The organism is Roseibium sp., assembly GCF_025698965.1.
Taxonomy (GTDB): domain Bacteria; phylum Pseudomonadota; class Alphaproteobacteria; order Rhizobiales; family Stappiaceae; genus Roseibium.
The window spans coordinates 1-24,744 of record NZ_JAILWL010000027.1 but is presented as its reverse complement, the minus strand read 5'-3'; the positions used below and the strand labels follow the sequence as shown (position 1 = coordinate 24,744).

The window sequence follows — 24,744 nt, the reverse complement described above, 5'->3', positions numbered from 1 at the left end:
CATCTTCCACGATGAGGTTCCCCCGGCCCTACTCACAGACTATAAGTTCTTGTCCTTCTTCCTTGCTGGAACCTTCGCCGGTTACCGTGAGGCTTCCTTCTGAATCGGAAAGTGCTCCGATAGTCAAAACTCCTAATCCAGAGAGGGACATCTCTCCGCCATCTTCCACGATGAGGATCCCCTGGCCCTCCTCCCCGACGACAAGATCGTCCCCAACCTCCATGCTGGAACCTTCGCCGGCTACCGTGAGGCTTCCTTCTGAAGCAGAAAGTTCTCCGAGGATCACGGAGCCATCGACGAACGTCTCTCCGCCATCTTCCACGATGAGGGTCCCCTGGCCCTCCTCCCCGACGACAAGATCGTCTCCAACCTCCAGGTTGGAACCTTCGCCGGTTACTGTGACATCTCCCTGACTTGCGGAAGAATTCCCAACTACCAATCGTGCAGAAGTGACCGCTCCGCCTTCCTCAATCGTGAGCATTCCCTGTCCGGTATCGCCGACGCGTAAATCGGTGCTGGAGAGATCCCATGGGGCTGCCTGCGTGGCATCACTGCCCCCAACGATTTCATGATCGCCGCCATCGATGATTTCTTGCGCCCGGGAGCTATCGAAAATTGCGCCAGTCAGCAGCATGAGGAGAGAAGTACATGAGCGCGCGGTTGTTTCGAAGAACGAATTAGGAATTAGTTTTCTGCACACAACAATGTCCTTGCATTGTATCGGCAGGCACCGGGAGCGCAGCCTGGCACTAAACCACCCGCGTGCAACGGCCGCCTTGATAGAAAAAGCGAAATACGGTGAAGAAAAAAATCTAAACACCGCCTGCATGGTAAGTACAATAGAGATTATTTATGGTTAACCAAAAGTTAAATATTTAACTAATGAGCGCAATATGTATATTGGATTCAATTTTATTATGAAATTTATCTCAAAAGTGAGTCATATAGGCAAATATGAACTTGTGAAAACTTCTGACGATCTTCTGATTGCGCTCCGCAACATCAATCATTATTGCTTCTGATTAAGGGAATACAGGCAGAATGCGACGCAGCGGTCTTGGCAACAGCGGCACTCAGAAACGAAAACGTGCCTCTAGTAAGCCACTTCATCTCCGACGGCATCAAGCCCGTATAGGCGACCGCTGCCAATATCGCTATATCCCGTTGCGACAGACCAACCGCATTGTCCGTAACGCTGGCCGCCGTCCGGATGGCATCGGCAAACCGCGGTCGGGACCTGAACTGCCAGCCGTTCCCCTCGACCACTAACTCGTACGGCCGATCGCGCAACCCTTCCCGAATGTCCTCGATCAGCAGATCTAGATTGCAGTCCTGGACGACGACAAGCTGCAGCTTTTCCCGTGGTACCGGCGCGGGCGCGGCAGAGATCACTCCTTCAACACGCCCCTTCCACTCGCGCCAGCGTAGGTTCGCTGTAAAATCGGCCAATTCCCGATCCAATATTTTTGGTTTTGGTCCGTTGCCTGCGTCATCCCCATTACAATCCGTAAAGCCGGCACGTGGATCGGCCAGTCAGTTCACGGATCGCTCCAAGACCGACGAGCCGGTCGCATAGACGGCGAGATAGTTGCCTAGCATCAACCATCTGCTTTCAGTTACAAGTCTGCTACTCAGACCAGTAGCGATCACTCTCCAGAATTGCAATTTGGCAAGTTTGGAGAGTGATCAAGACAATTGTTTGAGTAGCTCGTCCGTTTCTGGCATACGCTGTAAACTTGCCGAAATTCTCTTACGCCACGCGGGACCGTTTTCTTTGGCAAGGTGGTAAGCTTCAGCGATGTCATCTGGCCTTGTTTCGGTCAGGGCTTCAATCAAGTAAGCAGCCTGTGCTCGATCCTTGTGAGCTTTCAGTACGTCAGAGCCGCCTTGCCTTCGGTCGGCAACAATCAGCTTATGTATCGCGTAACGCTCTGGCCGCGGAATCTGCACAAGCACTCCTGACCGATAGAGGAATGGTATGCGTATGGGGTCAGCAATGAGATAATTCAGAAAATGCAGGCTTTGTGCGCTCACTCCCAGCGACAGGAGATCACGAATTGCTTCATCCTCTTCAAATGACGGCGTAAGGAACTCAATCAGAGCCAGACGATTTGTTTGCCGCCAACGCCAGGTTTTCCCTTCACCAATCGTAGGCAGAGGATCAAAGTTCAATTCGGAAAAAACTTCGGCAAGGGGTGGTTCGACCGTATCAGAGAGCGCGAGCGACAATCGTTCAAAACTTGCGATGTCTAAATCGTCTGTTGTTGCTGATTGATCGAAACCGATCCGAATTCCTAGTTCGCCTTCGTAACACCGAAATGCTTGGGTACCGACAATCGTTCCGCCGAGCCGAAAGACACCGGCTTTGGCCATAGCTGAAACCACCTGACCAGATGCGACATCTGCGAATAAATAACCTTCTGCTCGCAGCACCCGCGTCAACCTCGCGCGTTCACGTTCCGCTTGTCTCGCTTTCCGCGGTCAATCATCGCCTATGCCGTTTGGGCTTATCATCGTTTCGCGTTGAGCACGGCAGATGTTGAAGAACTCATGGCAGAACGAGGTATCATTGTCAGCCGGGAGACGATCCGAAAATGGGTAAACCGGTTCGGCCGACATTTTGCGCACTGCATGTGCCGGGATTGGCCGAACCCAAACAACAAGTGGCACGTCGACGAAGCGGTGATCATCATAGCTGGGACGAAATACTGGCTCTGGCGGGCGATTGATGCAGACGGTGATGTGCTCGACATTCTGGTTTAACCGCGTCGCAACGCCAAGGCAGCCAAGCGTTTCTTCTGCAAACTGGTCGCACAATTCGGCGAGCCACGGGTTGTGGTGACGGATAAACTGCGTTGCTACACCAAGCCGGTTCAATCCTTCGCACCAGAAGCGGATCATCGGGCCCATAAGGGCTTGAACAACAGGATTGAAAATTCTCACCGTCCGACCAGGAAGCGGGAAAAGATCATGGGCAAGTTCAAGTCGCCTGGCCAGGCGCAACGCTTCCTATCCGCTCACGATCAGATCCACACACTTTTCCGTCCACGTCGATATAAGCTTTCGGCTCTCTCATACCGGCATGCAAGAGCAGACGCATTCGGCTTGTGGGCCGACTATACTGCCGAAATGAAAGCCTGAATTCCGTCATTTCGAGCGCCCTGCAATCTGATCAAAATAAGTTGGCAATACCTCCCGACGAGCTTCCGGACCACAACATCGGACATTCGCGCAGCAAGCAGTGAAATCTGACTCTGAGCCCTTTTCACCGGATACTGCGATTGGAACGAAGGTCCGCTGTTCGCCTACATCAACATAAACCGCACCAATCATCCTTCTGGAACAACCAGATCGCCCCTCTCGATGATTCCATCTTCTAGAATATCCGCACGCAGGCCACCCCGGTGTACCAGCCCGCGCAACATCCCTGGAGGGGTGGTCTTTTGCAGCCATGCGCAGGGCTCGGCTAGACGTGATCCCTGACAGAGAAGACCACCGATGCGAAAGCGCTTTCCCATTAGCGAATTAAGGTCGATATTGCGCGTGACAATATTGCGACGGGCATCAGCAGCAGGCATCTCGACACCATGTTCTGATGCAAGAAATTCAATGGCTTCCGCTTCAATTAGGGTAAGCGCTTGCCCCCAACGCCCTTCTTCCGAGAAATGGCCTTTTCCAAGGGCATAGCGATCCCCATCGATTCCAACTCCAGAAATCAGACGGGCCGTTTGCAGCTCCTCAGCCGGCGCACCGGAATCGGCAAAACGATAGATGGTCTCGACTGTTCCGCTCTGTGCGTCACGTGACGGCAAAGCCAGCGCGGGTGCGGCGACAACCCAGCCTTCTGCTACCTCCTGCGACCCGCGTGTCACGCCTTTCGGAACCCAGGCGACATCTGACGGGGTGCCCGCCATCACGACATACCCATCGCCATCAGCCAAACGTGCGATCCACCAACCAGCCCACTGAAATTTGGACGGATCTCTCACAGGGATCAAAGCGAGGTTCTGCGCCGCCAGCCAGTATCCGATACCATCCAAGCCAATGCCGGTGGAAGAGGCAGGCACTTCACCAACATCTGCGCCAAGAATTTCGGCAAGACAGATCGAAAACGTTGCGTTTTCTGTTGAGCGAACGGCAGGCGTAGAGGGGGCTGTTGTCATATCCGGTTGTACTCCTTTTGGCGGTTGGATTCTTGTCCTGCGTGGTTGAAAGAAATACCCAGGCCACCGTCAGAATACGCCAGGAGGCAGACCTTTACATCCGCATCTTTTTCTTCCGTAATGTCTAAAATGCCAGTATTCGATCATATTATGCCAAACGTACAAAACGCATCTGAAACAGGCGGCTCGGTGACCGGTCGTTTGCTCGCAAGACAAGAAAATTTGCGCGTCAGCCTACTCGCCTATGATGGGCTATGCGCGTTCGAATATGGGATTGGCCTTGAAGTGTTCGGGCTTCCTCGGCCAGAGTTTGATTGTTGGTATGACCTGACAACCGTTGCCGCGGAGCCAGGGCCTCTAAGGGCAATTGGGGGTATAAGTGTTTTGCCGGATTTTGGGATTGAACAGATATCTAAGGCAAACGTCGTTATTGTCCCTGGCTGGCGGGATGCCCACGCGACCGTACCAAATGACCTGATTGAGGCCTTAAAAGCCGCTTATGCCAACGGCGCCAAGGTGGCCTCCATTTGTTCAGGTGCGTTTGTCCTCGCAGCGGCTGGCCTATTGGATGGGAAGCGGGCGACCACCCATTGGCGCTATGCCAAAATACTCGCGGACAGATACCCGAAGGTTCAGGTGGAACCGAATGTGCTTTACATTGATGATCAATCGGTTCTGACCTCAGCGGGGTCGGCCGCCGGTCTGGACCTGTGCCTGCATATTGTCCGACAAGACTTCGGGGCAGAGTTCGCAAATACAGTCGCACGAAGGTTGGTGCTTCCAGCGCATCGCGACGGCGGCCAACAGCAGTTTCTTACTGCACCTGTGCCGCATGAATTAGGAGGACGGATATCTCCATTGCTCGACAAGATTCGCGCAACGCCAGACCAACACTGGCCGATGTCTCGGATGGCGGACGCCGCAGGTCTTACACCTCGCACCTTCCAGCGGAAATTTCGAGCTACCACTGGGAAAACACCACTGGCATGGCTGACAGAAACTAGAGTGGCTCATGCAGCGGACCTTTTGGAAGTGACCGACTTATCGCTAAACAGCGTTGTTGAAGCATCAGGATTTGGAAGCAGTGAAACTTTTCGCAGAGAGTTTCGCCGCCTACGCGGCACGTCACCATCGCAATACCGAAAAATGTTTCGGCACAATTGAAGACCAAGTATTTTACAGAGAAGCGGACACTCGTGCAGTTGCAGCGAAAGTTCACTGTGTCCCGCTTCTTGCCAGTTCACACACGCCGCAGCGAAAGGCGGTTGTTTATAAGTCGAAATCGCTAAAGGGGTATTTCGCCCCTTACCCAAATCGACCCCCGACACGCCGGGCGACCTCGTTCACAGTCAAACCAGGCACATAGGATTCCGCGAAAAGCTGGCCCTTTACTTCATTCGGCCAGCGCCGCTATCCCGCGGATCCGACCAAAATCTCATATCCGCAAATGGACTCCCAAACCTTCCTCCATTCCCACATCGACAATGGGTATGGATTCCAGCATCATGACGGAAGCGAATAGGTGGGATCCAGCGGCCGCTTACGAATATCTAATGCCGGCAGGACATTCCAGCGTCACAATCCGCATTCGTTTCGGCCCGTTCGGGTGACGATTGCTCACGCAATTGCTTCGCATTTTCCGGCCTGGCTGCGCCGGTCATCCCGTCGATAGTGGGGGGGCGCCAAAAGCCGACGGGCCAGGTTGATCTCTGCACGAGAGTTGTGTGTTCAAGATTTACTTGAATAATACCTACGCTTCCGTGGATTAGGTAAATAGAAAGTCGGCCTGATCAATATCGTGTAGTAGAGCGCCTTCAATTGTCACCGTTGTTCCTTCGAAGCTGACAACAGTATCTGCTCCTGATGCTTCCAAGACAAGGTCACCAAACGCTGACGCACCGCTTTGAATCTCAATCAGGTCCTCACCGTCTGTGAAATCCTTGATGCGATCGCTACCCTCATTCGACTTGAATACGAAGGTGTCATTTCCAACACCACCCGTAAGCGTGTCATTTCCGGCGCCACCGATCAGACGATCCGCACCATCACCTCCTGAGAGTTGGTCGTGTTTCGTATTCCCGGTTAGGACATTGTTCTCAGCATTGCCGGTCAACGCGGCATTGCTGCTGCCGACATAGGTGAGGTTTTCAACGTTTAAGACACCCGATAAGTTGAAGCTGCTCGAGGTGGTTTGAATTTCATCGATACCACCTGCCGCTGCCTCAACAACAGTGACGGAAGACGATACAACATATACGTCGTCACCTCCCCCACCTCGCAGCTCTGAACTCCCGGAAGTCGAACGAAGAGTATCGTTGAATATAGAACCTATCACGCGTTCAATATTGTAATAGGTGTCACCTTCAGCATCTCCGCCGATACCCACGCTGCCATCAATCAGGTTTATTTCGATCCCTGCGCCGGACGTAGAGTAGTCAACAGTGTCAAAGCCATTGCCACCGTTAAGAAGGAGAGCTTCTGAGCCGCTCACCAGCGTATCATCGTACTGCGTACCAAACAGACCTTCGATGCTGTCGAAAGTATCTCCGACCGCATCTCCACTGTGAATACCTGTCTTGATATTGACCGTGACAGCTGCTGCAAGCGTATAGTAGCTCATGTAGTCTGTACCGTTTCCTCCGACAATTTGGTCAGAGCCAGCGCTACCAAAGAACACGTCATTTCCCGTGCCTCCGGTCAAGATGTTGTCCGCGGTATTTCCGGTCAATCTGGCATTGCCGCTCCCGACAAACGTTAGACGCTCAACGTTAGCCATGCCCGACATGTCAAAGGTGCTGGCTAGGGTTTGAATTTCATCAATTCCTTCGCCTGCTGATTCTATAATGTTGGCGCCAGAGCTTACGACATAGACATCGTTCCCGTCACCGCCATGCAATTCCCAGCTTCCGGAGGTGGCGCGCAGCGTGTCATCGAACGCCGAGCCTTTGATGCGCTCGACCATGTAGTAAGTGTCTCCTTCCGCGTCACCGCCAGAACCGACACCTTTCCAATTACCCGATAACAAACTGTTCGTCAGATCGATATTCACGGCCGCTGCTGAACCGGAATAGTCGACGGTGTCCGTTCCGTTTCTGCCGTTGAGAAAGAAAGCCTCAGCGCCGCCAACGAATGTGTCGTCGTAATTCGAACCACCCAGGGCTTCAATGCTGTCGAATGTGTCACCCGCTGCATCTCCCAGGTGAATACCCGACTTCAGGTTGACGGTGACGGCTTCAGTGGCATTCAGGTAGCTTGCATAATCGGTGCCGGCGCCGCCGACCAGATGATCAGCACCTACTCCACCCAAGAGTTGGTCATTCCCCACCCCTCCGGTCAGCACATTGTCGCCAGCGTTACCTGTCAACGTGGCGTTGCTGTTGCTCAAATAGGTCAATCGCTCAACATGCTCGGCATTTTCCATTGAGAAGGTCCGAGAGGTCGTGCGAATTTCATCAATTCCTCCCCCCTCAGACTCGATAGCGAGAACGACCGAAGAATTCTGAATGATGTAAACGTCGTCGCCGGCGCCACCTATCAGTTCCGTTCCGCTAACCGACCCTCTCAGGGTATCGGAGTAGGCGGTGCCAATAACCCGTTCGATAGAATCGTAGGTATCTCCTTCAGCATCGCCGCCCACGCCGACACCGTTGATTAGATCCACGTCAATTGCTGAGTTGGAACCCGAATAATCAGCGGTGTCAGATCCTGTACCGCCGATCAGTTGATCAGCGCCTCCGAGCCCGACTAGCACGTCGTTCCCGGCTTTGCCGTCGATCCGGTTGGCGCCCGAATTTCCGATGATTGTTTCACCTGTATTTGTGCCTTCGAAATTATCAAGACGAAGGACAATATGATCGGTGGTCAGTTCGCCGAGCGATACGTTTTCCAGTGTGACCGTATCTGCATCAACTGTGAAAACAACGTTGCCATTTCCATCGTCGGCCGCTGCGTCTAAAGCCGCCTGTTGAGTAGCGAATACTGAACCTGAGAATTCGAGTTTGTCAGGTGCAGAACCAATTGCCGCGAAGTCTTCGACTACGTCATTACCATCGCCTACATAGAATACGAACGTATCGCTTCCTGCGCCACCAATGAGGCGATCATCGCCCATTCCCCCGGTTAATATGTCGTTTCCGGAACTACTCGTGAGAACATTGCTCTCGGCGGTACCTGCCATTGCAACGTTGCCGTTACCCAGATAGGTCAAGTTCTCAATGTTGGCATAGTCAGCTAGGTTGAGACTTTCGGAGTATGTGCGAACTTCGTCAATACCTTCGCCGTCGAGTTCGACAATATTGACATCCGTGTCGGCAACATAAACATCATCACCCGTACCGCCAACGAGTTCGTTGCCGGAGGTTCTGGACCTTAGAATGTCATTGTGATCCGAGCCGATTACACGCTCAATGCTATAGAAGCTATCACCTTCGGCATCACCGCCAGCACCAATGCTACCGTTGACCAACTCGACATCAACGCCAGAGTTGGAGCTTGAGTAATCCACAGTGTCAACTCCACTCCCTCCGCTGAGAAGGAGAGTTTCGGACCCGCTGACAAAAGTGTCGTCATACTGTGTACCGATCAAGCCTTCGATGCTCTCAAAAGTGTCTCCCGCGGCTTCTCCGGTGTGGGTCCCCGTCTTGAAATCGATCTTGACCCCGTCGCTCGCAGTTGAATACAGCGCGTAGTCAAGCCCCGCCCCACCAACAATGTGATCAGCTCCCATTCCACCCATAAGGCGATCGTCGCCAGAACCACCGGTCAGCACATTGTCGCCAATATTGCCTGTCAGCGTTGCATTACCGTTGCCGAGAGCCGTTAGGCGTTCGATCGCCTCCAGATTTTCGATTGAAAATGTACCATTATACGCGCGAATTTCGTCGTCACCCTGACCAGCCAGCTCAATGATCTCGGCCGATCCGTGAATGATGTAAACATCATCACCTTCACCTCCGACCAGTTCGCGATAGCCGACCGTGGACTGTAAGGTATCGTTAAACGCTGATCCGACAACACGTTCGATATTGTAGTAAGTGTCTCCTTCAGCATCACCTCCGGTACCGACGCCCTGCCAAAGACCGCCTGAAAGAACACTTTCCGTCAGGTTGACATTTACCGCGGCCGAGGACGTCGAATAGTCCACCGTATCGGTTCCGTATCCGCCGCTTAAGATGATGGCTTCGGCGCCACTGACAAAGGTGTCGTCATATTGAGTGCCAAGCAATCCTTCGATGTTCTCAAAGGTGTCACCTGCTGCATCACCGGTCTGATCCCCAGTCTTGAAGTTGATGATGATGGACTCAGAGGCTGTCAAATAGCTCGCATAGTCTACCCCATTGCCGCCAACAAGATGGTCTGCACCGGCTCCCCCGATTAGCGTGTCGTTTCCGGAACTTCCCGTGAGCACGTTGTTGCCTGCGTTGCCTGTGAGCGTTGAGTTGCCGCTGCCGATCATTGTCAGGCGTTCGATGGCTACAAGACTTTCTATGGAGTAGTTTGAGGTTACCTGGATCTCGTCATCGCCCTGGCCTGCCAACTCGATAATCTCGGTCGAGGCACCCACGATGTAGACATCATCACCGAGGCCACCGATCAGTTCGTTATCGCTGGCGGTGGAGTGCAGAGTATCGTTAAACGCAGACCCGATGACGCGCTCGATGTTGTAATAAGTGTCGCCTTCTGCATCACCTTCAGTACCGACGCCCCGCCAAAGACCGCCTGACTGTATGCTTTCCGTTAGATCGACATTCACTGCTGCCGCTGATGTGGAATAGTCCACCGTATCGGTTCCGTATCCGCCACTTAAGATGATGGCTTCCGATCCGCTCACGAAACTATCGTCGTAATACGTCCCCAGCAGGCCCTCAATGCCTTCGAATATGTCTCCGGTAGCATCTCCGGTATGAATATCGGTCTTGAGGTTGATGTTAACGGCAGCAGCTGCCGTCAAATAGCTCGCATAATCTAGACCAGCTCCGCCAACGAGGCGGTCTGCTCCGGAGCCGCCAATCAGTGTGTCATTCCCCGAACCGCCTATTAAAACGTTATCGTCGGCGTTGCCTGTTAGCGTGGCATTGCCATTTCCGATCATGGTCAGGCGTTCGATGTTTTGCAGGTTTTCAAGAGAGTAATTCGAGGTGACTTGGATCTCATCGTCGCCTTCGTCAGCGAGTTCAACAATTATGGTTGAGTTTCCAACGATGTACACGTCATCGCCAAGACCTCCGGCAAGTTCGCTATTGCTGACGGAAGACCGTAGCGTGTCGTTATGAACGGAGCCAACCACACGCTCGATGCTATAAAAAGCATCGCCTTCAGCATCTCCCCCTGTCCCGATGCTTCCATTGGCCAGGTCTACGCTCACAGCCTGTGCCGAGGTGGAGTAATCAACCGTATCAAAGCCGTCACCACCACTTAGAAGAAAAGACTCCGCACCGCTTACAAAGGTGTCGTTGTACTGGGTACCAATGACGCCTTCGATGCTTTCGTAGGTGTCACCTTCGGCATCTCCGGTGTGAACACCAGTCTTGAGGTTGATAGTGACAGCTTCTGGAGCGGTCAAATAAACGGCATAGTCAGCACCGTCTCCACCTATTAGGAGGTCCGCGCCCGTGCCGCCGGTTAGCCAGTCATTTCCGGAGCCTCCCTTCAGAACGTTGTCTCCAGAATTGCCCGTCAATTTGGCATTGCCGTTGCCGACAAAGCTGAGGCGCTCAATGGTGTCGAGATCCGCAATGGAATATTCGCCAGTCAAGGATTGGATTTCATCCTCGCCTTCGCCGGCAAGCTCGACAACATCCACCGAGGACGTCACGATATAGACGTCATCCCCTTCGCCACCGATAAGTTCAGATCCGGTAATCCTGGACTGCAGGATGTCATCGTGAATGGTGCCTTTTACGCGTTCGATGGCGTAATAGCTGTCTCCATACGCGTCGCCCCGAGTGCCAAAACCCTCCCAGACACCTCCCGACAAGGCATTAATGCTCAGGCTGACGGTGACACCGGCAATACTTCCTGAGAAGTCGAGCGTATCTGTTCCATATCCGCCGTGAAGATAGTCCGCCCCGCCGTCACCGAACAGAACATCGTCCCCATAGCTGGCCAGAAACTTGTTCGCCGCTCCATTGCCAGTAAGGAGGTCATGAAACTGCGTTCCGACGATATTTTCGATTGCGGACAGAGTGTCCCCTTCAGCATCGCCACCTGCTCCCGTGCCGTCGGAAAGAGACACGTTGATCGCGGATGATGATTGCGAGTAGTCGACAGTGTCAGTACCCGAACCACCCGAGTAAGCGTCAGCTCCTGCACCGCCATTTATGGTGTCATCGCCTGCGCCGCCGAACACTTTGTCGTCACCAGCGCCGCCTGTTAAAATGTCGTCGCCGTCGCCACCATCCAGAAGATCGTTTTCTGATCCGCCAAAGAGTGTGTCGATCCCGTCACCGCCAAACAGCTGATCGTCGCCGTCACCACCTGTCAGGTTATCGTTGCCGTCTCCACCGGAAAGCAGATCATTGCCGATGTCACCGTCAAGAACGTCGTTACCGAATCCAGCCCAAATGCGGTCGGCGCCATCGCCACCATCTATTGTGTCATTGCCAAGGCCGGCGATGATGACATCGTCTCCAGTAGCAGCGGTAATGGTTTCCGAGGCGTCTGTACCAAAAATAATGTCTGCATTCGAGGTTCCTGCCAGGCTTGTCCCGCCCGTACCGGCGATCATGCCTGTGAGATCTATGACAAAACCCGAAGCGTTCTCCAGCTTTTCAACTACATAGTCAGCTTGCTGGTTATTCTCGATAGTAATGACAGTGTTTGCCTCGACAACATCCTGATCGTTGCGGGCGTGCAAAGTGAAAATCAGGTCGTCGCTGTCAGGGTGCAGAGTCAAGTCGTTGAAGGTGGTGCCGCTTTCCAGCTTGAGCGCGTCTGTTCCCCCATTCACAAGCGTGCGCGTTGTTGTGGTCCGAGTTCCATAGACTGCTGTTTGGCCGTGATAGCCCGCAAGATACCTTTCTTCAGTGGTTTCGACATGAACGCCAATGTCCCGTGTGCCGATCGTGCCGTGACCAAAACCGACGAGGTATGTGTCATCACCACCACCACCAAAAAGCACGTCTGCCCCGGCGCCACCTGACAGCGTGTCATTGCCACCCTGGCCGCTAAGCTGATCGTCCCCAGCTCCGCCCAACAGCAGGTTTGCCCCCGCGTTCCCTTTCAACTGATCATCGTGATCGGAACCAAAAAGGTTTTCGATTTCCGAAAGAACGTCGCCAGTAGCATCGCCGCCATCTGCTGTGCCCGCGAGAAGGTCTACGCTGACACCCGTATTAGATGTTGAATAATCTGCAGTATCAGTTCCTACGCCGCCGTCTAAAGTGTCGGCTCCCGCTCCACCTGATAGAACATCGTCGCCTAAGCCACCACTCAGTGTGTCGTTACCTGCTAGCCCTTCAAGGGCGTTGTTTTCGGAGTTTCCTGTCAGGCTATCAGCCTGAGCCGATCCAATGACATTCTCGATACCTACGAGAACATCCCCAGCTGCTTGACCACCAGACGCAAATCCAGAATTGAGATTAGCAGTAACGGCTGAGCCCGATTGAGCATAGGAAACTGTATCAATCCCAATTCCGCCATCAAGTTGATCGGCTCCGGCATCCCCGAAAATGACGTCATTGCCGGAACCAGCACTGATCACATCGTTGCCATCACCACCCAGGAGGACATCATCGCCGAAGCCGCCAAATAGCGTGTCTTCGCCAGCTTTACCGTCGATAAACATAGAATCGAAGGTGCTGGCTGAGTCGAAAGTGTCATTACCTGATGAGCCAGTAACAATTGCTCCTCGGGCAAAGCTACGGTTTACGCCCGCTGCATCTGTCGCGATAAATGCATCTCGTCCAGTATCTGTTTCAAGAAAGACGCCATCATTATCGACTGTCTGAGACGACCCGAAAACATCAAAAGCGAATGAAACGTCACCAACGGTATATGTCGTCCCACCTGATCCAGTAGCTTCTGATATCCCATGTACGATCGTGCCATCCGAATAAGCCGTAGGTGTCGCATTTGAATATTCTAGACTGAACGCTGTGATGCCAACGCCGCCCAATTCGAGTAATTCACCCGCATCGATGACGCCGTTGCTGTTACCGTCTTTCCAGAGCTTAAACTCTTGCCAACGTTCGTCGTGAAGATCAAACACGCCATCTTTGTTTGTGTCGAAGACCCTCGCAAGTGCCTCGAGATCAGTGTCACTTGGGTCGTCTGCCGTAAGAAGAGCGAACGCAATTTGTGCCGCATTCTTCAGAAGGCCGTCTCCATCAGCATCCCAAAACAACAATGCATCATCAGGAGCGACCCAAGCTGTGCGTTCACCAAAGCCATCATTGTCGAAATCGAATTCAGGTGAATTATCACCCAGTTGGATCAGTTCGAGGCCATCGTGATCAAGGTCCACAACGATAGGCTTGCCACTCCCTCCGCCATCGCCCCCGCCGCCATCACCGCCCCCATCACCGCCACCGTCGCCGTCGCCGCCGCCGCCATCACCGCCCCCATCACCGCCACCGTCGCCGTCGCCGCCGCCGCCATCACCATCGCCTTCACCGCCGCCATCGCCGCCGCCGTCGCCGCCGCCGCCATCACCATCGCCATCACCGCTATCGCCTGTGGGCTGGTCCGAAAGGTCGTCGGGACTGAAATCACCATCGATCGTTTCACTGACGTAAGTTCCGAGAGCATCGCTCGCCCAACTGAAAGCATCACCAATTGATGCGCTAACGCTTTCAATTGCTTCGTCTACATTTGTGACGAATTCTCCTAGATTACCAACAACACTTGTCGACCCGCCCCAAGTGAAGGTTTCTGTTATCGCTTCGACTGCGCCTTCAATATCGTGCAAAACATCGGAAATAATATCGCCAGCTCGGTCACCTGTTTCACCGTAGCCGTCCAAAGCGCGGTCAATGACATTACCAATGCTTCCGAGGATGCCTGACTGTGGGTTTCCAAAGAAGTTGTTCGTATTCGGGACGTGTTCTGCGACAGGGGTGTCGGGCTGATATGCAGGAACATCGGAGTAGTCTAATGGGAACATATCCCAAAAATCCGAGACTGGTGCCGCGACGGGGAAATCGCCATCTATCTTCAACCAAACGCCAAGGCCACCTGCTTTGCCTGCGAATCTTTCTTCTTCTGTAAATAGTGACCCCATGTTGCCGGGGTGTCCTGTGAGCCCATAGACATATTCGCTAAACTGAGCACATGTCTCGCCTGCTACCGAATAGTCAAAACTAGACCCGACGAGATCGGAAACGTGCAAAGATATTTCTTGAAATTGCTCTTCAGTGACAGGGACTGTTTTTGAAATATAATCGTTTTCAACTAAATAGTTGCTCTCCTCCCGAACAATACCGTCCCCGACATCGCCTATATCAGGAAATACATTGCCGGATCCAAAGTTTTGATTGTTTCCACCAACGGTTATTTCTATAGGCGCATTTGGATCTGATTTATCAATGAGTGTTATGTTTACGTGACCAAAAGCACCAACATTGATTACATTGAATCGTACTTCATAGTTCGACATCACTGCGTCCCCAGTTCATGTATATAAAAATTACCGCAATCCACAGTATTGATGCTAAATAGTTGAATATTACGGAACATGATGTAAGATTTTATGCTAGGATTTGATAAACTGGTGTCAGTTTTTCTGTCGAATTTGTTGTCATATTTATAATTATTTATTGAATCTATCAAATTAGATGCAGATATTGAAGTGGTGTACTTTATTGAATATTTATTACGCAGAATATTAAAAGTAGATCTATTAAATTTTGTGTGTATCTTTTGACAGTGTTCGATATTTTCAGTAGTATCGGACAGGAGTATGAAGTTCTCACAGGAGAGTTCTTTGAAGTCAGATGTATGAATCTTGCAAATATCGTGATTATCTTCATCTTTATCTGCAACAGAGATGGCAATAGCATTGAAGAATGACGGAGCGTTCTTTCCAATGAAGTCAATCTTCAAGAATAGAAGCAAGGAAAAATAAACAAGTAATAAAAGTAGAGCAATAGCGATAAGAGCAAAAATAGAAATCTTCAGAAATTTACTTTTTACCGTAAAAAGCCTCATAACAATTTACCCATCCACTGCTAAGTTACGCTACTTTACTTAACTGTATTTCTTAACCTCATCGAGGAGTGGTATGTTTCTAAAATCTTGAGTCAGCTGACCGCGACTTTGAGAGTCGGGATTAATCAAGCCATGCTCACCAGCCTTCCAGCCCGTCTATTATGTTTCCACGGTCGCATAGGTCTAAAACGGCATCTTGATCTGCTTTCGAAAGATTTAGAAATGACATACCACTTCCCTCTAGGGCCTAATCACGCAAATTATGTTTGTTGGGAAATCAAAACCTTTAGAAATGACTTTTGGGTCAAAATTTGCATCGTTGATTGCGGATCCAATCCGTTTGGCTACTTTCGAAATTACTGCGGTAGTCTTAAACTCATTCTTGTAAACAAGCTTAGGTAAGGAACCTGTACTAAAGTCTCGTGCCTTTTCATAAAGCCAATTTACTTGATTGAACTCTTCGTCGGTGAGTTTAGCCATCATTTTCTCCCGCGGTCACTTAGCGATGCGATTAGGATTGCAAACGATCTTTCTTGGAGAAAATCTTGGTAGATCCGGCTGAAAATCAGGGTCGGATATAATAGATCGGATGAACTCTTCTTCTCTAGAAACGTCGATGTCGGAATTTTCTCGGATCTCAATAATATTTGATAAGGTCTCTAGAGCGTATTCTTCTTTTTTATTGCTTGTAGCTGCCGATGAGAAGAAACTTTGCTTTAAAATCTCAATACGTTTTTGTTGAATTTTGTAGAGTGAGTAGAATCTTCCTTCCACAGCTGAGAATTCAATGTATCCACCGCTGTATACGGGGTTTAGTAGATCAAATATTGTATTTTCATTCGTTTCAAAGATAGTTATGTCGTTTCGATTAAGATAATTTTCATCTAAAGCTCGCTCTAGGAAGTAAACGGCAGTGCATGTATCTTGATTTACGTTTCCAAGTATTATATGAACGGCCTTCGAGTAGTATTTGTCTAGCAAACATTTGCCGTTTTCTAAGTCTATTTCAGCCCAGAATGTGGTGAAGTCTTTTGTTTCCTCGGCGTGGTCTCTTGCCTTTGTGAAGGTTTCATCCAAACAGCCAATCGCAAAAGAGTTCGTAGTAAGCGAGAGAGAAGAAGATGATAGGAAAACCGATGTAAGTATAATTCGCTTTATTACGTGAATTTTTTCGAACATCAGATACTCCAATTTGGATAACAAGCCGACGCTAATTCTCTCGACTAAGTAAGATCTATTTCCGCGAGGGTGTTCCTCTTACGTCTTCAAAAAACGGCGCGACTTTGAAATCGTAGGTCAGCCGCCCACGGCGTTGCGAGCCAGCATCTATCAAGCCGTTCTTGCTCGCCTGCCAATCGGTCAGCTTAATCCAAAGCCCTTGCCCCGGTTCGGATGTCATGTCTGTCGGAAATAAGCGGGTCGCTGGTTCGACTTTGCCCTTGAACCTGTTGTAATTGCGGATTCGATCCGACGGATGACCAACTGCCTGGCCGGCTATTTGCTCAAGATCCGGTAGCGTCAGGTTTTTTTCCTCGGCAATTTGGTCGTAACGACCGATCGCGCCTACGTTCTTGAAGCGCAGCAAGGCGTGGCGCGCCTGGTAACTGGCAACGCGGCTCAACATTCGAGGTATGGCTTGTTCGTTCAGGCCGCGAACCAAGATTGTTCCCGTGTTCACGATCAGTCGTGACGCCATGGCATTGTCCAAAGCGCTGAGCTTCTTTTGTGCGCATCGCATGCCATCGATAGCTTCATACCAATCGTCGTTGTCGGCGCCGTTCAGTGAAATATAGACGTGTCGCAATCCTGCTGAACGCAACTCCTCGACATAAGAACGGTGCGACAGTCGCAAGCCGTTGGTCAGGAGAACAGCCCGATGCCCCGCTTCACGCACGATGGCAATGATTTCGGTAAGATCCTTGCGCAGGGTTGGTTCTGCCCCGGCAATCCGGATATTGGTTCTGCAAGGAAGTGCCAGCAGAAATTCTTTCAATCGACCAATGTCCATGTCGGGCTTGGTTCGGTCGGGAAGATAACAGTTTGCGCAAGTCATATTGCAGCGATGCGTCACATCCACAACGATGGTCTCAAAAGTGTTTTCTGATGGTTCTAGCTTTCGTGCAGGGATCATAGCGCCAACCCCACTCCTCCATCCGGACCAGTTTGCGCTGCCTGTTTCGCTAAATTTGCGAGCAAAGCGATACGACTGATCTTCCCTGTGTTGCGAACGCTGTGCTCAAAAGCAGTATTGACCTGCCAGAGTTCCCCCCTGGTCATGGCAATGGCTTGATCGCGGCCACGCAAATGAAAAGTAAATTCATGGCTGCCGCGGAGAACAGCAATGACACGGGTCTGCCGAGGGTCATCAACATGACGCGGGATTTCGGCGCCTTCAGCAAGGCAGCTCAGACGCATCCGATAGGCAGGACCGATCTGATCAGTAATTAAAGCCACGAGATTGTCATCCAATGGCAGCCAGTTGTCGAGGTTCGGATTACTGGAAACGCATTCTTCAGTTGCCACCTGACTTTGCAAAGCGACTTGCGCATAGTTTTCCGACAAATATGCGGGGTTCTCGATTTCCAGACCACGGGAGACCCTGTCCTGCATCGCTTCCAAGAGGATGTTTTCGCCTTGATTGTCCTCGTAGTAGCGAGCGAGACGTTCACAATCCTCTTCGGACAGGCACCCAAGTTTCTTTGCAATTGGATTCCTTCGGGCACGTGCGAGTGCTCTAAGATCCAAGGAAGCATGCGCGCTCATCCGGAAGCTCCGTCTGACACTTGCAAAGAAAGCGCGTAGTTACCGCCAATTGTTTTGAACCCGGCATGTCTGAAAAAGCGGTCAATGCGTTTGAGATCGAAACCGGACGTTACATGCGCAAGAATTTCGTCGACACCTCGAACCTTTGACCATTTGATGACCCCCTGAAGCAGGCGAGCAGCCGTACGGCCGCCAGCAAGTGAGCCTCGCAGTGTCTGGTCTACATAGAATGAATGGATCGTTGTGAAGAGATTGCCGGTCCCAACGATATATTCGCCAACGGTACAAAACAAAAAACCAACCGGCTTGCCGCCACTTTCAGCGATCAATAGGCCGGTGTACTTGGGTTCATCGATCGCTCGCTGAAAGAGCTTATCTCGCTTTTCAAAGCTATACGGAACACTTGAATAGCGGCTTTCAGAATGGAATGCTTGCGAAAGCGGTCGGAGGGAAAGCAAGTCATCTTCATTTTCAGCAAGGCGAATGCGAACAGATCGCAATGACTTGTAGCTTGATCCGCTGTCGACCTCCTCTTGTGCAAGCATGTTGCGAACCTCCTGCGGTCAACTTGATTTGTCGACGGGACTGTGAAGTCGAATACACGCAATGGTATTATGAGAAAATTTTATTAATCAATACGCGAAATTGAGAATTTGAGAATTTGTTAATAAGTTCCTGCACTGGACCTAAAAAATCTAAATTGTCCAATCAGTTACCACTGCAGTTTATGAACTCAATTTGTCGCGGATAAAGCTCGGATCCCAGACTTTTTAATAGGACGCGCCCAGGGGACCGCGCTCTATTCCGGCCGCGTTGCGGCCTCCACCGAGCCAAACACGGATTATGCCGGGAATATCTAGTGCCGGCAGAAGTCTCAAAGAGCCTCCAGCCGGCAAGACATTCTAGCGCCACAATCCGCATTCGTCTCGGCCCATTCGGGTAACGGTCGCTCGCGCATATTGCTTCGCAATTTTCGGCCTGACTGCGCCAGTCATCCAATCAGCAAGCGAGGCTTCGCCCCCGGCCGGTCAAGGATAAACCGCTGCGCGGCCTTCAGCGGGGTTTCCCCACGCTCCGCGCTTCGCTTGTGCGCGCGGGTGATGCCCCTCCCCGCTTCCGGTCCATGACCGCCCTCCCCCGTTTCCGACGGCGCGGAAAATGAAACGAGCCGATCCAATCCGGTGAGTTTCAGGAAACAGGAGCTAAACCAATGACCATGACCAAAGAAATCAAAGTTGCTTTCAAAAAGCTGGCGCTCGATCCGAAAAACGTGCGCACGAAAGTCGATCAGGACAGCATTGTCTCACTGGCTGCAAGCATTGAAGCAAAGGGCATTCTGCAGAACCTTATTGTTCGTCCGGGGGAAAAGCGGGGCCATTATCTCGTGACCGGTGGTGGTCGCCGTTTCCGTGCCGTGGAACATCTGATCAATGAAGGTACGTTGACCGCAGATTACGAAATCACTTGTCAGGTCCGCAGCGAAGACGAAGCAACGGAAATCAGCCTTGCCGAAAACGTCATGCGCGTTGCCATGGACCCGGCAGACCAGTTCAAGGCATTCAAGACCCTTGCCGATGACGGGAAGTCCGTCGAGGACATTGCGAAGCATTTTGGCGAAACAGAATTGATCGTTTCAAAGCGCCTGAAACTCGCCCGTGTTTCTCCGGTCCTGTTCGAACTCTATGAAAAGGGAGACATGGAGCTTTCCCAGCTTCAGGCGTTCACCGTTAGCGATGATCACGAGGCGCAGGAACGGGTTTGGAACTCCCTGCCGCAATACTACCGCCACGGTCGCGATATCCGCCAAGCCCTGACAGACGGGAAAATTCCGGCATCCGACAAACGGATCAAATATCTCGGTGGCCTCGATGCAGTTCGTGACGCTGGCGGGACTGTCATCTGCGATCTGTTTACGGATCAAGATGGTGGGTACGTTGAAGACGTGGCCCTCGTTGAAAAGATGGTGGCTGACAAGATCGACGCCGCTACCATCGACATTGTCGCCGAGGGCTGGAAGTGGGTCCGGTATCAGCCAGAAATTGACTACTATGATTTGCAGTTCTATGGCCGGGAGTATCCGCAACAGCCTGCATATTCCGAAGAGGATCGAGCAGAGCTTGAGCGTTTGGAAAAGCTCAGTGACGAAGCCGCTGAACGCTTCAACCAGACCGGCGACGAAGAAGACCGGACAGTTTTTGAAACTGCTGATCAGGCGTTTGAAGACCTGCAGGCGAAGTATGTTGCTCAATATTCCGATGAGCAAAAGGCTCTGTGCGGTGTGATCATCACAATCGGTTACAACGGCGATCTGCGTGTAGAGCGTGGCCTGATCGATCCGCAGGACAAGCAAGTCAGCAACGCCGCGTGTGCTGCCGGTGGCGAGGAAGTCAAGGAAACAGCAACCCACACGAAAACACTGTTGGCCGAATTGACCGCTCGCAAGACCGCCGCACTCCGGTTGGAACTTGCCAAGAATGCTGACGTTGCCTTGGCCGTCGCCGTCCATTCCATGGCGATCAAGACACTCTATGAATGGGGTGCTGCCCGCGACAATGGCAGTGTTGAAATGAGCCTTGATAGCGCCTGTCTGGAAAGCCAGATCAAGGACGCCGGTCAATGCAATGATCTGGATGCTCTGGAGCGGACCCGCGAAAGCTGGAAGTCAGTCCTTCCGGTCGGTCCGGCTGAACTTTGGGACTGGTGTTTGAACGTCTCGCAAAAGACCCTGTTGGAACTGCAAGCGTTCTGTGTTGCTCAGACCATCAACGCCATTGACTCAGGCGAGGGTTACAACAGGTCCAGTATCGAACACGGTGACCGGATCGGTGAAGCCCTTGGCGTTACCATCACCGATCACTTCCAGCCGACCGCCGAAAACTACTTCTCCCGCGTCAAGGTCGATGTGATCCATCAGTCACTTGTTGAGGCATGTGGTGAAGAAGCCGCAGCGTCGGTTCTGAAGATGAAGAAGAAAGAGGCCGCAGCCTACGCTGCTGAAAAGGTCGCTGGAACCGGCTGGGTACCAAGCATGATGCACTTCACCATCGAGCCTCCTGTATCGGATGAAGTGATCGAAGAGGCAGCGTAAAGCTGCCCCCCCCCTCGGCCTACCCTGCCCTAGCTCCTGCGGGGCACGCCATTTTCTCTCAAGGCTGACAGCCATAAAACTCATTCGGGACATTGCAGGAAAACAAATTTGGGAACTGCAAGAATCCTACGGCACTACCTATCTTGCTTACGGCTATTACGAGAGCGGTGATCCGAAAGAGTGTTCTTCTCTTTCAATGGCCTACGAATACGGAGCCCCGGAATTATCTAGTGGGTTTCAACCAGATGCAGACCAGCCCCCGGGCTTGGCTGAAACCTGATAAGGGGTTCCACAAAGACCCGACCAAGAGCACCTTCCCCCAGCTTGGCCGGGTCGCTGTTTAGAGAGTTGGTCGGGCCAACGGCTCAAATCCCGGTTTGCCCAACTTTTAGGGTCAGTTACGCGATAGCCAGTCTGCCAGAGCCTGCCCGACTTCGTCCGGGTAATCTTCCTGAATGAAATGCCCGCCCTTTCCGAGGAACACTGTTTCAAGGTTCTTGAGATTGTCTTGAAGCCACTCGGCCTGCGCCATTGGAATGATCGCGCCGGGATCGACGTGAAACATAAGCTTCGGGATGTCGCTTTCCAGGATCCATGTATTGTTGGCAACCGCTGCGTCGTGAACATCTGCCGGTTGCCCGCCGATGGGGATTTCGCGCACCCAATCCAACAGGATCTTGCGGCTCTCTGGTGTCTGGTAATACCGGTTATACTCGGCAATCACCTCGTCGGACAGCTGTCCGTTCGGACTGCCGAAACGCATGAACTGATCGATCAGGACGTTCTGGGTCATGATCATCTCTTCGCCCACGCCCGGTGTTTTCACCGCGCCCAGAAATTCACCGGTTTCCCCGAGCGTTTCAAGACTTTCAAAGGGAATGAAAGGTGGCGTCATCGCCTCCATGAATGCAATTGCAGAAATGCGGTTGGGATTGGTGCGCGCATATTGCCAGCCAATTCCGGACCCCCAATCATGAATGACCAAGACGGCATCGTGAAGGTCGAGCCGATCGAGAAAGGCGAACATGTAGTCCACACTGTCGGCATAAGTGTTCTCCAGAGGTGGCTTGTCGCTGTCACCCATGCCGATCATGTCAGGTGCAATCACGCGATGATTTCCCGAAACGTGGGGGATGATATCGCGCCAAAGATAGGATGAGGCGGGGTTCCCGTGGAGGAAGACCACCGGGCGACCTTCGCCTTCGTCCACATAGGCGATCTTCTGACCCAGCACCTCCATGGTTTTTTTCTCCGGCAGCGCTGCTGCCAGTGCGGAGGTCGACAGCATGGCCCCGGCGGCCGCGATCGTTGTGAGCTTGAGAAATGTTCTGCGTTTCATGACGGTCTCCATTCGATTTCTGAATGGAAAATAAGCTTCATCAGCGGAACATATAGAGTAGTATTTGGCACATTACGTTTAACTGATGAAACAAACGCGATGAGCACGACACCAAGCGACTGGGCACTGATGCCCTACTTTTTAGCCGTGGCGCGCATGGGAAGCCTGCGTGCGGGGGCGGCAGTCCTGAATGCCAATCACGTTACGACCCGACGCAACATCGAAGCGCTGGAGGCCATGTTCGGCGCGCGGCTGTTCACGCGCTCCAGGCGAGGTTTCGAGCTGACCGAGGCGGGAAAGGCACTTCTGCCTTTGGCCGAAGAGGCCGAAAAAACTCTCACCGCAGCGCGGCGGCGGGTGGACAGACTGGACCACTCAGAAATCGGGACCGTTCGATTTTCGCTCCCGCCAACCCTGGCGTTTGACGTTGTTTCTCCTATCCTGGCCAAGTTTTCGAGAGCCTATCCCAGCATCGACATCGATCTGCAAATCACCGACGTGGTCGAAGATATCGCAAGCGCGCAAACCGACGTGTCGCTGCGGGTAGCGTATGAAGTCTCCGATGATGTCGTCGCCCGTAAGCTGTATCCGTTTTCCATCGGTACGTTTGCCAGCCGCGAGTATATCGAGCGGAATGTTCGTTCGGCCGGTCCCGGTGGCGCGGGGCTATTCTGGATCGGCTGGACGGGGCCGGGGTCGGACGAAACCTGGCTTGCCAGGTCGCCCTTTCCGAATGCCGATGTCCGGTATCGTTCGAGCGAGGGCTACATGCATCTGAGTTTGCTTCGGCGGGGATGCGGCATGTCCAGGCTGCCCGTGATTTTTCAGTCCCTGTTTCCCGAACTTGAACAGGTGCCGGGAACCGAATTTGAACCAAGCCGAACCCTCTGGATCCTGCTCCACAGTGACCTGCGTCGAACCCTGCGAGTGCGCCGCTTCGTCGATTTCCTTGCCGGCGAACTCACTGCCCTCAAACCCGAAATGCAATTGGGACGAAAGCGCTAGAGGTAATGCCGACCGACCATTGACTGACTGAATTCGTCCGAAAAGTCCGTATCTTTCCTGTTCACGCGCGATGCAACGAAGGTCTGCAATTTCCTATGATGCGTTTCCATCCAATGCCGGAAGTGGCCTCTGTTTTGATATGGACCAGCCCTGATGGGCCGGGCTGATCCTTGCCAGGGCTGTGCCCTGCGGTGCGCGGTCCAGGCCCTCCAAAGCAACAGGATCGCACCGGCAGTCCGGTCCGATCGCGTTTCTTCTTCGAACCTGAACCGCTTCCTTCCCCTGGAATAAAGTCCGGCTGAAAGCTGGTCATGTCCCCGTGCTGGGGCTTCGCCCCCGCCAGGTCAAGGATGAACCGCTGTGCGGCCTGCAGCGAGGTTTCCCCGCGCTCCGCAGCTTCGCTTTGTGCGCGTGGGTGATCCCCCTCCTCGCTTTCGGTCCTTGATCTGGCTCCCCCGTTTCCGGCGACGCGGAAATAGAAACGCAACACGCCGCAAACTTTGAGCACAGACATGAACCGCACCGACTGGAACAAGCTCTATCGTCAAATTCGTAGCAGCAAGCAGCCGGAATTCATCGAGGCTAACGGGCGCAAATTTTTCATTGGCCGCGCTGGTGTGAAACCCAATTGTGGCCGTGCCGTCTTGTTCGATCTGATGAAGCACAGCCGCCAGTTTGAGCGCATTTCCGTTCGCAAAGGGACGCTTCGCTGCGTTCGCAAATACCGCAAGGAACTGGAAGAGTTGGTCAATCTCGAAATCAGCTTATTCGGTCAGTCCGATCATCCCGGCTTGGCGTTCTGTTAACGCCTGCTTAACCCTTTGATCGGCAGATGTGATAGAAGGATAGAAATCAGTTTTGAGGGCAAAAGCAGCAGCGCCGGTCCAGCGGCGCGACCGGGCCGGATAGGCCAGCCCGGCCGAGGCAACGGCCTTGCTCTCAAACCGGAGGAAGTACCGATGTGGTTTTTACCCATTAGTATTTCCCTTAGAATCAAAAAGACCCGAAGCACCTGGACAGTGTCTCTTCGGGTCTCGATGATAGTCTAAGGAAGGGGATGACGGGGAAACCTGTCATCCCACTCCGGTCTTTAATGTAACAGTTTTCGCCGAAATTTCAATATTCAAGCCGTTCGAGCGGACCAGCCCTGACGGGCCGGGCTGATCCTTTGCCAGGGCTGCGCCCTGCGGCGCGCGGTCCAGGTCCTCCAAAGCAACAGGATCGCGCCGGCAGTCCGGTCC

15 protein-coding genes and 3 pseudogenes are annotated in these 24,744 nt (G+C 52.5%); 5 read left to right on the top strand and 13 right to left on the bottom strand.

Annotation, left to right across the window (positions count from 1 at the left end; translation table 11 throughout):
- Positions 1-28: 28 nt before the first annotated feature.
- The 4 genes and pseudogenes from K5905_RS03985 to K5905_RS03970 form a co-directional block, all read right to left on the bottom strand.
- Positions 29-634 (bottom strand): hypothetical protein, encoded by a 606-nt coding sequence (locus tag K5905_RS03985; protein WP_297580536.1) that lies wholly within the window; start codon positions 632-634, stop codon positions 29-31.
- A 368-nt stretch (positions 635-1,002) separates the two neighbouring features.
- Positions 1,003-1,449: an SMC-Scp complex subunit ScpB gene (locus K5905_RS03980; protein WP_297580534.1), complete on the bottom strand. Its 447-nt coding sequence runs from the start codon at positions 1,447-1,449 to the stop codon at positions 1,003-1,005.
- Positions 1,450-1,498: 49 nt separating this feature from the next.
- Positions 1,499-1,582, bottom strand: a pseudogene (locus K5905_RS03975) (DUF1403 family protein); the annotation flags it as partial.
- A gap of 104 nt (positions 1,583-1,686) precedes the next feature.
- Positions 1,687-2,433 (bottom strand): GSU2403 family nucleotidyltransferase fold protein, encoded by a 747-nt coding sequence (locus K5905_RS03970; RefSeq protein WP_297580532.1) that lies wholly within the window; start codon positions 2,431-2,433, stop codon positions 1,687-1,689.
- 30 nt (positions 2,434-2,463) lie between these two features.
- Here K5905_RS03970 and K5905_RS03965 point away from each other — a divergent pair.
- Positions 2,464-3,141: pseudogene (locus K5905_RS03965) on the top strand (IS6 family transposase).
- Between the two features lie 188 nt (positions 3,142-3,329).
- Here the strand turns inward: K5905_RS03965 and K5905_RS03960 are convergent.
- Positions 3,330-4,163 (bottom strand): MOSC domain-containing protein, encoded by an 834-nt coding sequence (locus tag K5905_RS03960; RefSeq protein ID WP_297580530.1) that lies wholly within the window; start codon positions 4,161-4,163, stop codon positions 3,330-3,332.
- Between the two features lie 129 nt (positions 4,164-4,292).
- On the opposite strand from K5905_RS03960, the gene ftrA reads away from it, so the two are divergent.
- On the top strand, positions 4,293-5,327 hold the full coding sequence (ftrA, locus tag K5905_RS03955; protein WP_297580527.1) for a transcriptional regulator FtrA: 1,035 nt from the start codon (positions 4,293-4,295) through the stop codon (positions 5,325-5,327).
- 141 nt (positions 5,328-5,468) lie between these two features.
- Here ftrA and K5905_RS31580 read toward each other — a convergent pair.
- The 7 genes and pseudogenes from K5905_RS31580 to K5905_RS03925 form a co-directional block, all read right to left on the bottom strand.
- A pseudogene (locus K5905_RS31580) lies at positions 5,469-5,561 on the bottom strand (hypothetical protein); the annotation flags it as partial.
- Between the two features lie 367 nt (positions 5,562-5,928).
- Positions 5,929-14,265, bottom strand: a complete 8,337-nt coding sequence (locus K5905_RS03950) for a hypothetical protein (RefSeq protein WP_297580526.1) — start codon at positions 14,263-14,265, stop codon at positions 5,929-5,931.
- A 1,283-nt stretch (positions 14,266-15,548) separates the two neighbouring features.
- Entirely contained in the window at positions 15,549-15,788 is a 240-nt protein-coding gene (locus K5905_RS03945; protein WP_297580524.1) for a hypothetical protein, read from the bottom strand.
- A 15-nt stretch (positions 15,789-15,803) separates the two neighbouring features.
- On the bottom strand, positions 15,804-16,487 hold the full coding sequence (locus K5905_RS03940; RefSeq protein ID WP_297580522.1) for a hypothetical protein: 684 nt from the start codon (positions 16,485-16,487) through the stop codon (positions 15,804-15,806).
- A gap of 55 nt (positions 16,488-16,542) precedes the next feature.
- Positions 16,543-17,439: a radical SAM protein gene (locus K5905_RS03935; protein ID WP_297580520.1), complete on the bottom strand. Its 897-nt coding sequence runs from the start codon at positions 17,437-17,439 to the stop codon at positions 16,543-16,545.
- A complete protein-coding gene (locus K5905_RS03930) occupies positions 17,436-18,071 on the bottom strand; it encodes an aspartyl/asparaginyl beta-hydroxylase domain-containing protein (RefSeq protein ID WP_297580518.1) in 636 nt (211 codons plus the stop codon). The genes K5905_RS03935 and K5905_RS03930 overlap by 4 nt, the downstream gene beginning before the upstream one ends.
- Positions 18,068-18,616, bottom strand: a complete 549-nt coding sequence (locus K5905_RS03925; RefSeq protein WP_297580516.1) for a GNAT family N-acetyltransferase — start codon at positions 18,614-18,616, stop codon at positions 18,068-18,070. Before K5905_RS03925 ends, K5905_RS03930 begins: the two co-directional genes overlap by 4 nt.
- Positions 18,617-19,281: 665 nt before the next feature.
- Here K5905_RS03925 and K5905_RS03920 point away from each other — a divergent pair.
- On the top strand, positions 19,282-21,159 hold the full coding sequence (locus tag K5905_RS03920) for a ParB/RepB/Spo0J family partition protein (protein WP_297580514.1): 1,878 nt from the start codon (positions 19,282-19,284) through the stop codon (positions 21,157-21,159).
- Positions 21,160-21,553: 394 nt separating this feature from the next.
- On the opposite strand, the gene K5905_RS03915 is transcribed toward K5905_RS03920, so the two are convergent.
- Positions 21,554-22,498 (bottom strand): haloalkane dehalogenase, encoded by a 945-nt coding sequence (locus K5905_RS03915; protein ID WP_297580512.1) that lies wholly within the window; start codon positions 22,496-22,498, stop codon positions 21,554-21,556.
- Between the two features lie 99 nt (positions 22,499-22,597).
- Between K5905_RS03915 and K5905_RS03910 the strand changes: the two genes are divergently transcribed.
- Both K5905_RS03910 and K5905_RS03905 read left to right on the top strand, forming a co-directional pair.
- Positions 22,598-23,503, top strand: coding sequence for a LysR family transcriptional regulator (locus tag K5905_RS03910; protein ID WP_297580510.1), 906 nt, complete (start codon positions 22,598-22,600; stop codon positions 23,501-23,503).
- A 512-nt stretch (positions 23,504-24,015) separates the two neighbouring features.
- Entirely contained in the window at positions 24,016-24,309 is a 294-nt protein-coding gene (locus K5905_RS03905; RefSeq protein WP_297580508.1) for a hypothetical protein, read from the top strand.
- Positions 24,310-24,744: the final 435 nt, after the last annotated feature.

Bases quoted from the DNA above. Each gene is read 5' to 3' on its own strand.
- K5905_RS03910 (WP_297580510.1), top strand. From the start codon at position 22,598: ATGAGCACGACACCAAGCGACTGGGCACTGATGCCCTACTTTTTAGCC.
- K5905_RS03950 (WP_297580526.1), bottom strand. From the start codon at position 14,265: ATGTTCCCATTAGACTACTCCGATGTTCCTGCATATCAGCCCGACACC.
- K5905_RS03935 (WP_297580520.1), bottom strand. From the start codon at position 17,439: ATGATCCCTGCACGAAAGCTAGAACCATCAGAAAACACTTTTGAGACC.
- K5905_RS03915 (WP_297580512.1), bottom strand. From the start codon at position 22,498: ATGAAACGCAGAACATTTCTCAAGCTCACAACGATCGCGGCCGCCGGG.
- K5905_RS03985 (WP_297580536.1), bottom strand. From the start codon at position 634: ATGCTGCTGACTGGCGCAATTTTCGATAGCTCCCGGGCGCAAGAAATC.
- K5905_RS03905 (WP_297580508.1), top strand. From the start codon at position 24,016: ATGAACCGCACCGACTGGAACAAGCTCTATCGTCAAATTCGTAGCAGC.
- K5905_RS03920 (WP_297580514.1), top strand. From the start codon at position 19,282: ATGACCATGACCAAAGAAATCAAAGTTGCTTTCAAAAAGCTGGCGCTC.
- K5905_RS03940 (WP_297580522.1), bottom strand. From the start codon at position 16,487: ATGTTCGAAAAAATTCACGTAATAAAGCGAATTATACTTACATCGGTT.
- K5905_RS03925 (WP_297580516.1), bottom strand. From the start codon at position 18,616: ATGCTTGCACAAGAGGAGGTCGACAGCGGATCAAGCTACAAGTCATTG.
- K5905_RS03930 (WP_297580518.1), bottom strand. From the start codon at position 18,071: ATGAGCGCGCATGCTTCCTTGGATCTTAGAGCACTCGCACGTGCCCGA.
- K5905_RS03960 (WP_297580530.1), bottom strand. From the start codon at position 4,163: ATGACAACAGCCCCCTCTACGCCTGCCGTTCGCTCAACAGAAAACGCA.
- K5905_RS03945 (WP_297580524.1), bottom strand. From the start codon at position 15,788: ATGGCTAAACTCACCGACGAAGAGTTCAATCAAGTAAATTGGCTTTAT.
- ftrA (WP_297580527.1), top strand. From the start codon at position 4,293: ATGCCAGTATTCGATCATATTATGCCAAACGTACAAAACGCATCTGAA.